13 protein-coding genes are annotated in these 13,361 nt (G+C 62.5%); 11 read left to right on the forward strand and 2 right to left on the reverse strand.

Annotated elements, in window-relative coordinates; genetic code table 11:
• The first annotated feature begins 59 nt into the window (after positions 1–59).
• The 10 genes from JHX87_RS05260 (at position 60) to JHX87_RS05305 (ending at position 10,274) form a co-directional block, all read left to right on the forward strand.
• Positions 60–728, forward strand: coding sequence for a sulfotransferase family 2 domain-containing protein (locus JHX87_RS05260; protein ID WP_271883467.1), 669 nt, complete (start codon positions 60–62; stop codon positions 726–728).
• 63 nt (positions 729–791) lie between these two features.
• The gene (gene sucD / locus JHX87_RS05265) at positions 792–1,676 is read left to right on the forward strand and encodes a succinate--CoA ligase subunit alpha (RefSeq protein WP_271882930.1); all 885 of its coding nucleotides are present in this window, start codon (positions 792–794) and stop codon (positions 1,674–1,676) included.
• Positions 1,677–1,883: 207 nt separating this feature from the next.
• On the forward strand, positions 1,884–2,249 hold the full coding sequence (locus JHX87_RS05270) for a hypothetical protein (protein WP_271882932.1): 366 nt from the start codon (positions 1,884–1,886) through the stop codon (positions 2,247–2,249).
• 32 nt (positions 2,250–2,281) lie between these two features.
• Complete coding sequence (locus tag JHX87_RS05275) at positions 2,282–2,740, forward strand: hypothetical protein (RefSeq protein ID WP_271882934.1); 459 nt, start codon at positions 2,282–2,284, stop codon at positions 2,738–2,740.
• 49 nt (positions 2,741–2,789) lie between these two features.
• Positions 2,790–5,756, forward strand: a complete 2,967-nt coding sequence (locus JHX87_RS05280) for a 2-oxoglutarate dehydrogenase E1 component (RefSeq protein WP_271882936.1) — start codon at positions 2,790–2,792, stop codon at positions 5,754–5,756.
• 4 nt (positions 5,757–5,760) lie between these two features.
• Positions 5,761–7,314 (forward strand): 2-oxoglutarate dehydrogenase complex dihydrolipoyllysine-residue succinyltransferase, encoded by a 1,554-nt coding sequence (gene odhB, locus JHX87_RS05285; protein WP_271882938.1) that lies wholly within the window; start codon positions 5,761–5,763, stop codon positions 7,312–7,314.
• Positions 7,315–7,642: 328 nt separating this feature from the next.
• Entirely contained in the window at positions 7,643–7,900 is a 258-nt protein-coding gene (locus tag JHX87_RS05290; RefSeq protein ID WP_271882939.1) for a hypothetical protein, read from the forward strand.
• A gap of 1 nt (position 7,901) precedes the next feature.
• Positions 7,902–8,291, forward strand: coding sequence for an MAPEG family protein (locus tag JHX87_RS05295; RefSeq protein ID WP_271882940.1), 390 nt, complete (start codon positions 7,902–7,904; stop codon positions 8,289–8,291).
• 113 nt (positions 8,292–8,404) lie between these two features.
• Complete coding sequence (lpdA, locus tag JHX87_RS05300) at positions 8,405–9,799, forward strand: dihydrolipoyl dehydrogenase (protein ID WP_271882942.1); 1,395 nt, start codon at positions 8,405–8,407, stop codon at positions 9,797–9,799.
• The gene (locus tag JHX87_RS05305) at positions 9,792–10,274 is read left to right on the forward strand and encodes a lytic transglycosylase domain-containing protein (RefSeq protein WP_271882944.1); all 483 of its coding nucleotides are present in this window, start codon (positions 9,792–9,794) and stop codon (positions 10,272–10,274) included. Before lpdA ends, JHX87_RS05305 begins: the two co-directional genes overlap by 8 nt.
• 98 nt (positions 10,275–10,372) lie before the next feature.
• Here JHX87_RS05305 and JHX87_RS05310 read toward each other — a convergent pair whose 3' ends face one another.
• Entirely contained in the window at positions 10,373–11,299 is a 927-nt protein-coding gene (locus JHX87_RS05310; protein WP_271882946.1) for a class I fructose-bisphosphate aldolase, read from the reverse strand.
• A gap of 206 nt (positions 11,300–11,505) precedes the next feature.
• On the opposite strand from JHX87_RS05310, the gene JHX87_RS05315 reads away from it, so the two are divergent.
• Positions 11,506–12,054, forward strand: coding sequence for a hypothetical protein (locus tag JHX87_RS05315; RefSeq protein ID WP_271882948.1), 549 nt, complete (start codon positions 11,506–11,508; stop codon positions 12,052–12,054).
• A 68-nt stretch (positions 12,055–12,122) separates the two neighbouring features.
• On the opposite strand, the gene JHX87_RS05320 is transcribed toward JHX87_RS05315, so the two are convergent.
• A complete protein-coding gene (locus JHX87_RS05320; RefSeq protein ID WP_271882950.1) occupies positions 12,123–13,325 on the reverse strand; it encodes a phosphoglycerate kinase in 1,203 nt (400 codons plus the stop codon).
• Positions 13,326–13,361: the final 36 nt, after the last annotated feature.

Consider the following 13,361-nt stretch of genomic DNA (forward strand, 5'->3'; position numbering starts at 1 on the left):
ATCGAACCAGGCGTGGCCCTCGGGTAGCCAGGCTGTAACAGGAGATCATCTTGCCCTTCGTGTCCCATACACATCGCATCGCCTATTTCCCCGTTCCCAAGGTGGCTTGCACCAGCTTGAAACGGGCGATGTATGCGATCGAGAATGGCAAGGATTTCAACACTGCCGAATTCGGTGGCCTGACATTGCAGCAGTCCTTTCCGACAAAGGATTTCGACCCCGGATGGTTGAAGGATCTGGACGGCTATTGGCGTTATGCGGTGGTCCGCGATCCGGTGAAACGGGTCGTCTCTGCCTATAACAACAAGATCGGAAACTGGAGCAGGCAGATCGCCGCCGCGCTGGACAATCCCAAGCGTCGCGACCGACTGCTTGCGGCGGGCATCACACCCTGCCCCAGCCTGTCCGAATTCGCCGAAAAGCTGGAGATCTATCGCAGGCATTTTCGCCCGATCCGGCACCACACGGATAGCTTCCATGTGTTTCTGGGTCAGGACCTGTCCCGCTTTGACGCGATCTATCGCATCGAAGAGATGGAGAGGCTGCGCGAGGATCTGTCGGCACGGATCGGGCAGCAGGTTCAGTTCACGCGGTCGAACACATCGAAGCGGCGGGATCAGAACCTGACGCCAAAGGCGGTCGACGCGCTGCTGGCCTATACGGCACCGGATTACCACCTGCTTTCGGATTTCTACCAGATGCCGACCCCTGACCGGGTCAGTGCTTGAAAATAATGCGGGTCCGGCCGGGTCGGACCTGACTGTGAACACAACGTCAAGAAAGAGGCTCTCATGGCCATTCTCGTAGACAAGAACACCAAAGCCATCACCCAGGGGATCACCGGATCCCAGGGCACCTTCCATACCGAACAGGCGATCGCCTATGGCACGCAGATGGTCGGCGGCGTCACCCCCGGCAAGGGCGGCACGCAGCATCTGGATCTGCCCGTGTTCAACAGCGTGCATGAAGCGGTCGAAAAGACCGGCGCCAATGCCACCGCGATCTATGTCCCGCCGCCCTTCGCTGCGGATTCGATCCTTGAGGCCATCGATGCCGGCATCCCGCTGATCGTGGCGATCACCGAAGGCATCCCGGTTCTGGACATGATGCGCGTCAAGCGTGCGCTGCAAGGCTCGAATTCGAAGCTGATCGGCCCGAACTGCCCCGGCATCATGACGCCCGATGAATGCAAGATCGGCATCATGCCGGGCAGCATCTTCAAGCGCGGCAGCGTCGGCGTCGTCTCGCGCTCGGGCACGCTGACCTATGAGGCCGTCAAGCAGACCACCGATGTCGGTCTGGGCCAGTCCAGCGCCGTCGGCATCGGCGGCGACCCGATCAAGGGCATGGAGCATATCGACGTGCTGCAGATGTTCCTGGACGATGACGAAACCGAGTCGATCATCATGATCGGCGAGATCGGCGGTTCCGCCGAGGAAGAGGCCGCCGAATTCCTGGCCGAACAGAAGAAGAAGGGCAAATGGAAGCCCACCGCAGGCTTCATCGCCGGTCGCACGGCGCCTCCGGGCCGTCGCATGGGCCATGCCGGTGCCATCGTCTCGGGCGGCAAGGGTGACGCGGAATCGAAGATCGAGGCCATGAAAAAGGCCGGTATCGTCGTGGCCGACAGCCCCGCCGGTCTGGGCGAAGCCGTGCTGAAAGCCATCAAGGGCTAAGCGGCAGGGATCGACGACATGTCCGTTTCCATCCCCCTTGATGCGAAAACTGCCCGCTGTGGAAAGCAGCGCTGCACGGGCATGTCGGCCGATCACGAAATGCCACGGCAGGCGGCGCAGGCGCATATTGCGCAGACTGAGGCGAATTTGACACTGTCACATTCACGCCCGACTATGGATCGCAATCGCGGCCAGAAAAGGCAAAATTTGCAGAAAAACAGTCAATACCGCCCCCGTCGCCTGTCCGTTCCGCTGTCTCTGGCGGGACTATTGCTGATCGCCGCATGCGGTCGCGCGCCGACCGATGTCGTGCTGCGCGGCGGGGTGCCCGCGATGACCGACCTGCATCGGGCCAGCACCCTGCCCTCGGAATCTGTACGTACCGTCGCACGGCGCGATTTCGGCTGGCGGCTGATCTATCACCCTGCCCGCGCGCCCGCGAATGCGGAACAGGACGCCGCCCGCGCGCTGTGCGGTCTTGAGAAACGTCGCCCGGCCCAGATCGACCGCGTGCCCCGCGTCGATCCCTATGCCGATCCGGGTGCCGCGATTATCGACATATATTGCGCTTGATGAGCCAACAGGTGAGCAGAATGAGAGATGTGATGACCCGGACCCTCAAACCAGCCGCGATGCTTGGTCTGGTTGCAACTCTGGTCGCAGGCTGCGTCCAGCCGCCTATGGCGGGCGCGCCCGTCACCGGCGCACCGGCGACGACACCGCAGGCGCCCGCCGCCACCTCGCCCAAGCCGCCGGTCATTCCCGCGCCGGTCACACCCCCTGTGCCCGTCGCACCCACGCAGCCGGTGCTGAAAACCGGCCCCGTCGACAGTCGCACGGGCTTGCAACAGGCCGCGCTGGTATCGATATCGGGCGATGTCAACAGCCGCTATATCGTGCTGCTGCGCCCCGAACAGGCAAATCCCGGCCAGGTCGATGCGGCGCCTGCCAAGCTTTGCGGTCAGGACGGCCGCAGCGTCGCGAACAGCAAGAAGAATGCACCCGGTGCGGGCAGCGCCATGCCGGGCGTGCAGATCATGATCGTCGAATGCAGCGCCGCCTGAGGCGGTGCCAGCCCCATTCCCCAGCCAAAGCGTCAAAGGCGCGAACAACATGACCGAGCAACCGAAAAACTCTGATTTCCACGACTCGTCGTTCCTGCAGGGCCATAATGCGGCCTATGTAGAACAGCTTTACGGTCAGTGGGCCAAGGATCCTTCCGCCGTCGATCAGGCATGGGATGAATTTTTCCGGGGTCTGGGCGATGCCGAGGCCGATGCCGTCCGCGAGGCGCAGGGCGCCTCTTGGGCCCGCGCCGACTGGCCGCCGATGCCCGCCGATGACACCACCGCCGCGCTGACCGGCGAATGGCCGATGTCCAGCAAGGCCGAAGCCACCGCCGCGATGGAAAAGATCGCCGCCAAGGCCGAAGAAAAAGGCGTCACCCTGACCAGCGACCAGATGCGTCAGGCGGTGCTGGATTCGATCCGCGCGCTGATGCTGATCCGCGCCTACCGGATCCGGGGTCACCTGCACGCGCAGCTTGATCCGCTGGGCATGCGTGAGGTTCCCGATCACGGCGAATTGCAGCCCGAGACCTATGGCTTTGGTCCCGGCGATCTGGACCGCCCGATCTTCATCGACAACGTGCTGGGGCTGGAGGTCGCCACGATCCGCCAGATCACCGAACTGATGGAGCGGACTTATTGCGGCACCTTTGCGCTGCAATACATGCATATCTCGAACCCCGAAGAGGCCGCCTGGCTGAAAGAGCGGATCGAGGGCTATGGCAAGGAAATCGCCTTCACCCGCGAAGGCCGCCGCGCCATTCTGAACAAGCTGGTCGAGGCCGAGGGATTCGAGAAGTTCCTGCATGTGAAATACATGGGCACCAAGCGGTTCGGCCTTGATGGCGGCGAGGCGCTGATCCCGGCCATGGAACAGATCATCAAGCGCGGCGGCGCGCTTGGCGTAAAGGACATCGTTATCGGCATGCCCCACCGGGGCCGCCTGTCGGTGCTGGCCAATGTGCTGTCCAAACCCTTCCGCGCCATCTTCCACGAATTTCAGGGCGGCAGTTACAAGCCCGAGGATGTCGATGGCTCGGGCGATGTGAAATATCACCTGGGCGCCTCGTCGGATCGCGAATTTGACGGCAATACCGTGCACCTGTCGCTGACCGCGAACCCCTCGCATCTGGAAGCCGTGAACCCGGTGGTGCTGGGCAAGGCCCGCGCCAAGGGCGATCAGTTGCAGGATACCTCGGACCGGACGGCGGTTCTGCCGATCCTGCTGCATGGCGATGCCGCATTTGCAGGTCAGGGCGTGGTGGCGGAATGTCTGCAACTGTCGGGCATCCGTGGCCACCGCACCGGCGGCACGATCCATATCATCGTGAACAACCAGATCGGCTTTACCACCGCGCCGCATTTCAGCCGCACCTCGCCCTATCCGACGGATATCGCGCTGATGGTCGAAGCGCCGATCTTCCACGTCAATGGCGACGACCCGGAAGCGGTGGTCCATGCCGCCAAGGTCGCGACCGAATTCCGCCAGAAGTTCCACAAGGACGTGGTGCTGGACATCTTCTGCTATCGCCGCTTCGGTCACAACGAAGGCGATGAGCCGATGTTCACCAACCCGGCGATGTACAAGCAGATCAAGTCGCACAAGACGACGCTGCAGCTTTACACTGACCGTCTGGTGGCCGACGGGCTGATCCCCGAAGGCGAGATCGAGGATATGAAGGCGGCCTTCCAGGCCCATCTGAACGAAGAGTTCGAGATCGGCAAGAATTACAAGCCGAACAAGGCCGATTGGCTGGATGGCAAATGGTCCGGGCTGGAACGCGAGGGTGCCGATTACGTCGCGGGTGAAACCGGCATTGCGCCCGCCACCATGACCGAAATCGGCAGGGCGTTGACGACGCCGCCCGAAGATCTGAACCTGCACAAGACTGTCGCGCGCCTGCTGGAAGCCAAGAAGAAGATGTTCGAGACCGGGGAAGGTTTCGACTGGGCCACGGGCGAGGCACTGGCCTTTGGATCGCTGCTGGTCGAGGGGCATGGCGTGCGTCTTGCGGGTCAGGATTCCACCCGCGGCACCTTCTCGCAGCGCCATTCCGCCTTTATCGACCAGCAAAGCGAGGACCGCTATTATCCGCTGAACCATATCCAGCCGGATCAGGCCAAATACGAAGTCATCGACTCGATGCTGTCGGAATATGCGGTTCTGGGCTTCGAATATGGCTATTCGCTGGCCGAGCCGAACTCGCTGGTTCTGTGGGAAGCGCAATTCGGCGATTTCGCCAATGGCGCGCAGATCATGTTCGACCAGTTCATCAGCTCTGGCGAAAAGAAATGGCTGCGCATGTCCGGTCTGGTAATGCTGCTGCCACATGGCTATGAGGGTCAGGGGCCTGAACACAGCTCGGCGCGTCTGGAACGCTTCCTGCAAAGCTGCGCCGAAGATAACTGGATCGTCGCCAACTGCACCACGCCGGCCAATTACTTCCACATTCTGCGCCGCCAGATCCACCGTGGCTTCCGCAAGCCGCTGGTGCTGATGACGCCGAAATCGCTGCTGCGTCACCCGCTGGCCGTCAGCAAGGCCGAGGATTTCCAGACCGGTTCGACCTTCCACCGGATCCTGTGGGATGATGCCGAACGCGGCGCCTCGGACACGAAGCTGGTGGCGGATGACAAGATCAAGCGCGTCGTCATCTGCTCGGGTAAGGTCTATTTCGACCTGCTGAAGGCCCGCGACGAAGCCGGGATCACCGATGTCTATCTGCTGCGGCTGGAACAGTTCTATCCGTTCCCGGCCCAGGCGATGGTCAAGGAACTGGGCCGGTTCAAGCAGGCCCAGATCGTCTGGTGTCAGGAAGAGCCCAAGAACCAGGGCGGCTGGAGCTTTGTCGAGCCCTATCTGGAATGGGTGCTGGAACGCCTTGGCGCCAAGCACAGCCGTCCCCGTTATGTCGGCCGTCACGCCGCCGCATCGCCCGCCACGGGCCTCGCCTCGCGCCACAAGGCCGAACAAGAGGCGCTGGTCAACGAAGCAATCACCATCGAAGGATGATCTGATGCCCACCGAAGTTCGTGTGCCCGCACTGGGCGAATCCGTCACCGAGGCCACCGTCGCCACCTGGTTCAAGAAACCGGGTGACGCCGTCGCCGTGGACGAGATGCTGTGCGAGCTGGAGACCGACAAGGTCACCGTAGAGGTGCCCAGCCCGGCTGCCGGCGTCCTGGCCGAGATCGTCGCCGCCGAGGGCGAAACCGTCAGCCCGGACGCGCTTCTGGCCCAGATCGACGAATCCGGTCAGGGCGCGGCGCCCAAGGCAGAAAAGGCAGAAGCTGCCAAAGAAAAAGAACAACCGCAGGCCAGCGACGATGCTGCTGCAAAGACTCCGGAAGGACAGAAGAAAATGAGCGGAAAATCCGTCGATGTCATGGTGCCCGCCCTTGGTGAAAGCGTCACCGAGGCCACGGTTGCAACCTGGTTCAAGAAGGTCGGCGACAGCGTTGCGGCCGATGAGATGCTGTGCGAGCTGGAAACCGACAAGGTCTCGGTCGAGGTGCCCGCACCGGCCGCCGGCGTTCTGGCGGAAATCATCGCCGAAGAGGGCGCGACAGTCGATGCCAAGGCCAAACTGGCCGTGATCACCGAAGGCGCGGAAGGCGACGCACCCGCCCCTGCGAAACCCGCCGAGAAAGACGGCGCCGACGCCAAGGAAGATGCCGCTCCGGCGAAGGCATCGGGCAAGGATGTCGAGGATGCGCCCTCGGCCAAGAAAGCCATGGCGGAAAAAGGCGTCAGCCGCGATCAGGTCACCGGCTCGGGCCGCGATGGACGTGTCATGAAGGAAGACGTGGCCGGTGCCTCGGCCGCGCCCAAGGCCGCCGTTCCCGCCACACCGCGCAAGGCCGAGGATACCGCGCGCGAGGAGCGGGTCAAGATGACCCGCCTGCGTCAGACCATCGCCCGCCGCCTGAAGGATGCGCAGAACACGGCGGCCATGCTGACGACATATAATGAGGCCGACATGTCCGGCATCATGGAACTGCGCAACGAATACAAGGACGCCTTCGAAAAGAAGCACAAGGTCAAGCTGGGCTTCATGTCCTTCTTCGTGAAGGCCTGCGTGCATGCGCTGCATGAGGTGCCCGAGGTGAATGCCGAAATCGACGGCACCGACGTCGTTTACAAGAACTACGTCAATATGGGTATCGCGGTGGGCACGCCGAACGGTCTGGTCGTGCCGGTCGTGCGCGATGCGCAGGACAAGTCCTTTGCCGAGATCGAAAAAGAGATCGGCGAACTTGGCGCCAAGGGCCGCGACGGCAAGCTGTCCATGGCTGACATGCAGGGCGGCACCTTCACCATCTCGAATGGCGGTGTCTATGGGTCGCTGATGTCCTCGCCCATCCTCAACCCGCCGCAATCGGGCATTCTGGGCATGCACAAGATCCAGGAACGCCCGGTCGCCATCGGTGGTGAGGTGGTGATCCGCCCGATGATGTATCTGGCGCTGTCCTATGACCACCGCATCGTCGACGGCAAGGGCGCCGTGACCTTCCTCGTGCGGGTCAAGGAAGCCCTGGAAGATCCGCGCCGTCTGCTGATGGACCTGTAAGGCCCGGTCCGCGCTTGCCGGAAACGCCTTGCCCGCATGATATGCCGGGCAAGGCGTCGCGGGATCGCTGCGGGCCGTTGCCATCCGCTCACGGTCCGGCCACTGGGCACCGCCGACGGCCGATATCGCTCCACGCGATCGGCGCGATGCGAAGCAACCGAAATGGCCGTCAAGCCGTTGTGGAACTGGCCGTCATGGAAGCGGCTGGAACTTACTCAGGACAATCGCAGCATATTGGCCCGGCATGAATTATCTGAAATGACTGTCAGTGACGCAGCCGGGACCGTATCCCGCACCATCCGCACAGAGATTCGACAGGAGAGTTAATATGAGCCAGATGATCGCACATTACACCATCAGCGATTTCACCACCTTCAAGACGGCGTTCGACAATGACGCCGAGGATCGCGGCAATAACGGCCTGTCTCTGCTGCAATTGTGGCGTCAGGACAATGGCAATGCCTGGGCGCTGTTCAATGTCAGCGATGCCAAGGCGGCCAAGGCCTATCTGGATGGCGCCGCGGGCGTCTTCAACAGCCAGGCCGGCGTGACCGACACCAGCTTTGCTTTCGTCGAGACCGCCTGACATGACCACCGAACTGACCGTCCTCGCCCTGGCCGGAGTGCTGCAGGCCATCCAGTTCGCCGCCTTCTCGATCGCGGCCAATATGCAGATCGGCCCGAAAGTCGCCATGGGGCCGCGCGACAATGCGCCAAGCCTGACCGGCACCGCAGGCCGGTTGCAGCGCGCGCTGAACAACCATTTCGAGGGACTCATCCTCTTTACCCTGGCGGTGGTTGTCGTGACCATGGGCGGCCAGGCCTCGGGCGTGACCGCCACCTGCGCCTGGATCTATCTGATCGCGCGGCTGTTCTATGTGCCCGCCTATGTGCTGGGCTGGACGCCGGGCCGCTCGATCATCTGGATGGTGGGCTTCACGGCCACGCTGGCGATGATTTTGGCCGCGCTGTTCTGAACGGACGGCCCGGCGGCCGGGAAATGACGAATGACGAATGACGCATGCGCGGCCCGGAGATCCGCGGCGCGATGCAAGCCCCCCGCGGGCCACGGGACAAGAAGGAGTTTACCATGTCCACCTATGATCTGATCGTGATCGGTTCGGGCCCCGGCGGCTATGTCTGCGCCATCCGCGCCGCCCAGCTTGGCCTCAAGGTCGCCTGCGTCGAGGGTCGCGAAACCCTGGGCGGCACCTGCCTGAATGTCGGCTGCATCCCCTCCAAGGCGCTCCTCCATGCCAGCCATATGCTGCATGAGGCCGAACATAACTTCGACAAGATGGGCCTGACCGGCGCCAAGGTCAAACTCGACTGGACCAAGATGCAGGGCTACAAGGCCGACACCGTGAACGGCAATACCAAGGGCATCGAATTCCTGTTCAAGAAGAACAAGGTGGACTGGCTGAAAGGCTGGGCCTCGATCCCTGAAGCGGGCAAGGTCAAGGTCGGCGATACGGTCCATGAGACGAAGAATATCGTCATCGCCACCGGCTCGGTTCCCGCCACGCTGAAAGGGGTCGAGGTCGATAACGAGGCCGGGATCATCGTCGATTCCACCGGTGCGCTGACCTTGCCCAAACCGCCGAAATCCATGGTGGTGATCGGCGCAGGCGTCATCGGGCTGGAACTGGGCTCGGTCTATGCCCGCCTCGGCGCCGAGGTCACCGTCGTCGAATATCTGGACGTGATCACCCCCGGCATGGATGCCGAGGTGCAAAAACAGTTCCAGAAGATCCTGTCGAAACAGGGGTTGAAATTCGTCCTGGGCGCCGCCGTGCAGGGCGCCAAGGCAGGCAAGGACGGCGCCAGCGTCACCTACAAGCTGAAGAAAGACGACAGCGAACATGTGATCGAGGCCGACGTTGTGCTGGTCGCCACCGGCCGCCGCCCGACCGTGGACGGTCTGGGCCTCGACAAGCTGGGGGTCGAGATGACCGATCGCGGCTTCGTCAGGATCGACGATCACTGGCAGACCAATGTGAAGGGCATCTACGCCATCGGCGATTGCGTGCCCGGCCCGATGCTGGCCCACAAGGCCGAGGATGAGGGCATGGCCGCCGCCGAGGTGATCGCGGGCAAGGCCGGTCACGTGAATTACGACGTGATCCCCGGCGTGATCTATACCACCCCCGAGGTCGCCAATGTCGGCCTGACCGAAGAGGCCGCGAAGGAAACCGGCCGCAAGATCAAGACCAGCAAGTTCCCCTTCATGGGCAATGCGCGCGCCAAGGCGGCGATGCAATCCGACGGCTTCGTCAAGATGATCGCCGATGCGGAAACCGACCGCGTCCTCGGCTGCCATATCATCGGCCCGAATGCCGGTGAAATGATCCACGAGGTCTGCGTCGCCATGGAATTCGGCGCGGCCGCCGAAGACATCGCCCTGACCTGCCACGCCCATCCGACGACATCCGAAGCCGTGCGCGAAGCCGCTCTGGCGCTTGGGGATGGTGCCATCCATGTCTGACGTGACCCGCTGGTCACGCCGGGGGCTGATCCTTTCGGCCCTCGCCCTGGCCGCCTGCGGGGCCAAGACATCCCAGCCGATGCCTTCGGGCCTCGGCGCGAACGGGCTTTATCCGAACGAAACGCCCTATCTCCGCTCTCGCATCACCTATTGGGCCCGCTATTACGAGGTGCCATCGGCCCTGGTGCATCGCGTGATCATCCGCGAATCCCACCACCGCCCCTGGGCGCGCAATGGCCCCTATTACGGCCTGATGCAGATCCTGCCGCAAACCGCCCGCACCATGGGCTATCGCGGCCCGGCCAGCGGCCTGCTCGATGCCGATACCAACCTGCGCTACGGCGTCAAATATCTGCGCGGCGCCTATCTCGTGGCCGAAGGCGACCCGGACCTGACCATCAGCTGGTATTCGCGCGGCTATTATTACGAGGCCAAGCGCAAGGGCCTGCTGAAGAAGACCGGCCTGCGCAGCTGACCTTTCTTCTTTGGAAAAATATCCTCAGGGGGTGAATTGCGTCGCCAGACGCAAGAGGGGGCGCGAGCGCCCCCTTTCACCACATATCCCAAAACGCCTCAGGCGCCTTTGTAGATATCGACCAGCTTCTGCAGCATATCCAGCGCATCCTCGCGCGAGCGCTGGAAGCTGTTGCGCCCGATGATCGAGCCATTGCCGCCGCCATCGCGGATCGCGCGCGCGTCGTCATAGACTGCATCCGCGCCCTTGGCCGCGCCGCCCGAAAACACCACGATCCGGCGACCGTTGAACGATGCCTGCATGCAATGTTTCACACGCTCGGCCTGGGTCGCGATGTCGATCTGCTTCTCCTCATAGACCTTCTTGGCCTCGGGCAGTTCCAGATGATCGGTCGACAGCTTGATCTTGATGATATGCGCCCCCAGCAGCGCCGCGATCTGGGCGGCATAGGCGGCGATATCGATGGCGGTTTCGCCATCCTTGCTGATGGCTTCCCCGCGCGGATAGGACCAGATGACGGTCGCGATCCCCTTGGCCGCAGCCTCCTGACGCATGGCCGAGATTTCTTCGAACATGTCCAGCGCCATGTCCGAGCCCGGATAGATGGTGAAGCCGATGGCCGCACAGCCCAGACGCAGCGCATCATCCACCGTCGCGGTGATCGCCTGGTTCTTGCCCGCCGTATCCGACATCAGGCTATTGGCCGAATTGGCCTTCAGAATGGTCGGGATCTGACCGGCAAAGCTGTCTGCGCCGGCCTCGATCATGCCCAGCGGCGCGGCATAGGCGTTCAGCCCGGCATCGATGGCCAGCTGATAGTGGTAATGCGGATCATAGGCGGTCGGATTGGCGGCGAAGGACCGGGCCGGGCCATGCTCGAACCCCTGATCGACCGGCAGGATGATCATCTTGCCGGTGCCTGCAAGCTTGCCGGTCATCAGCATACGTGCCAGTTGCCCCTTCACACCGGGGGTCTCGCCTTCATAATTGGCAAGAATTTTCCGAACCGTATCGGTCATCTGCATCGAAACTCTCCATACTGTATTGCGGCTGCATAGCACGGGCGCGACCAGAGACAACGCTGGTGACGCTAACAGCCGAAAACAATAGCGGAAACAAGCCTGTCTGGCCGTTAAGGATTAATAAAATCTTAATTTCAAACTGATGGAGAAAGCGCCCGCTTTGGCCCATAGCAAAAGAGGAGGACTGAGTTTACTGAAAGGAGGTAACCATGTTCATGAATTCTAACCTCTCGACCTACCATATTTCCCTGTTTGGCGGACGAACGAACGCCATCTCGACGGAAATTGGGGGCGACCAGCGAAGCCTCTTCCTGCGTCCCATCACCGCAGCGGGCGAAACCAGCACCTATGATGCATCGACCTATGCGGTCAGGACGGATGTGAAGCGTCTGCCCCCCGATTATAGCAGTTGGAGGAAATCCATCGACGGCTATAACGAGGCGGCCGCGCAGTCCAAAACATCGGACAGTTCGGCCAAATCCGACGGCGGCGGAAACGCGGCTGCGGTGGCGGTACTGGAAGATGCAACGGCAGGTCTCCCTGTCACGGCACCGGCCGGCGACACCGCAGGGGTCGACGAAAATGCCGCGACGACTGCGCAGACGTCCGAAGCGGAAGCGACCGAGGCCACGAAGGCTGAAGCCTTGGCTGCAGAAACCGCAGCGAAGGAGCAGGCAGAGGCCGCGGAAGAGGCAGCAGATACCCAAGTCTCTAGCAAACCCGGGCGCCGCCGCGGGCTTCTGGGCCTGTTCTGGTGATGGGCTGCATCGCCCAAAACGATATGAGGCGACAGATTGCCGCCTCATATCGCATGATATCGCGCTGATTACTGCGCCGATTTCGTCAGCGCGACGACCCCGGGCAGTTCCTTGCCTTCCATCCATTCCAGGAACGCGCCACCCGCGGTCGAGATGAAGGTGAAATCCTCTGCCACCCCGGCCTTGTTCAGCGCGGCGACGGTATCGCCGCCACCGGCGACCGAAATCAAGCGCTGCTCTCGGGTCAGTTCAGCGGCTTTCTGTGCGGCGGCATTGGTCGCAGCGTCAAAGGGCTCGATCTCGAACGCGCCCAGCGGGCCGTTCCAGATCAGCGTCCGGCACTGTTCCATCGCGTCGCCCAAAGCCGCGACCGTAGCCGGACCTGCATCCAGAATCATGGCATCTGCCGGGCAGTCATCGACGGGCAGCACCTCACTGGCCGCACCGGCCTTGAATTCCCGCGCCACGACGATGTCCTTGGGCAGCAGAATGGTGCAGCCGCTCTTTTCGGCCTTTTCCATGATCGCCCGGGCGGTATCGGCCATGTCGCGTTCGGCCAGCGATTTGCCGACCTCGACGCCCTTGGCGACCAGGAAGGTATTGGCCATGCCGCCGCCGATCACCAGATAATCGACCTTTTCCAGCAGGTTGGTCAGCAGTTCCAGCTTGGTCGAGACCTTGGCCCCGCCGACGACCGCCATCACCGGGCGCTGCGCATCGCCAAGCGCGGCGTCCAGCGCCGTCAGTTCGGCCTCCATCAGCAGGCCCGCGCCTGCAGGCAGCAGTTGCGCCAGCGCCTCGGTCGAGGCATGGGCGCGATGGGCGGCCGAAAAGGCGTCATTGATATAGGCCCCGCCAAGCGCCGCGATGGATGCGGCGAAGGTGCGGTCGTTCTTTTCCTCGCCCTCATAGAAGCGGGTATTTTCCAACAGCGCGACATCGCCCTTTTCCAGCCCGGCCACGACCCGCTTGGCCGGACCGCCGATCAGCTCGTCGCTGAAGGCAACCTTCTGGCCAAGCGCCGCTTCCAGCGCGGGCAGGATCTGTTTCAGGCTCATGCTGTCGACGCGCTTGCCCTTGGGACGGTCGAAATGGGCCAGCAGGACCGGGATCCCGCCCTTGGCCTGGATCGCCTTGACCGTCGGCACGATCTTGTCGATCCGCGTGGTATCCGTCACCCGGCCATCCTCGACCGGCACATTCAGATCGACGCGGGTCAGCACGACCTTGCCGTCAAGATCCATATCTTCAATCGTGTTGAACTCTGCCATCTCGCGTCCTTTCGAGGTGAAGTCTTTGAAAGGCTT

Source organism: Paracoccus fistulariae, from assembly GCF_028553785.1.
GTDB lineage: Bacteria > Pseudomonadota > Alphaproteobacteria > Rhodobacterales > Rhodobacteraceae > Paracoccus > Paracoccus fistulariae.

Bases quoted from the DNA above. Each gene is read 5' to 3' on its own strand.
- sucD (WP_271882930.1), top strand. From the start codon at position 792: ATGGCCATTCTCGTAGACAAGAACACCAAAGCCATCACCCAGGGGATC.
- JHX87_RS05275 (WP_271882934.1), top strand. From the start codon at position 2,282: ATGACCCGGACCCTCAAACCAGCCGCGATGCTTGGTCTGGTTGCAACT.
- JHX87_RS05280 (WP_271882936.1), top strand. From the start codon at position 2,790: ATGACCGAGCAACCGAAAAACTCTGATTTCCACGACTCGTCGTTCCTG.
- odhB (WP_271882938.1), top strand. From the start codon at position 5,761: ATGCCCACCGAAGTTCGTGTGCCCGCACTGGGCGAATCCGTCACCGAG.
- JHX87_RS05290 (WP_271882939.1), top strand. From the start codon at position 7,643: ATGAGCCAGATGATCGCACATTACACCATCAGCGATTTCACCACCTTC.
- JHX87_RS05295 (WP_271882940.1), top strand. From the start codon at position 7,902: ATGACCACCGAACTGACCGTCCTCGCCCTGGCCGGAGTGCTGCAGGCC.
- lpdA (WP_271882942.1), top strand. From the start codon at position 8,405: ATGTCCACCTATGATCTGATCGTGATCGGTTCGGGCCCCGGCGGCTAT.
- JHX87_RS05305 (WP_271882944.1), top strand. From the start codon at position 9,792: ATGTCTGACGTGACCCGCTGGTCACGCCGGGGGCTGATCCTTTCGGCC.
- JHX87_RS05310 (WP_271882946.1), bottom strand. From the start codon at position 11,299: ATGCAGATGACCGATACGGTTCGGAAAATTCTTGCCAATTATGAAGGC.
- JHX87_RS05315 (WP_271882948.1), top strand. From the start codon at position 11,506: ATGTTCATGAATTCTAACCTCTCGACCTACCATATTTCCCTGTTTGGC.
- JHX87_RS05320 (WP_271882950.1), bottom strand. From the start codon at position 13,325: ATGGCAGAGTTCAACACGATTGAAGATATGGATCTTGACGGCAAGGTC.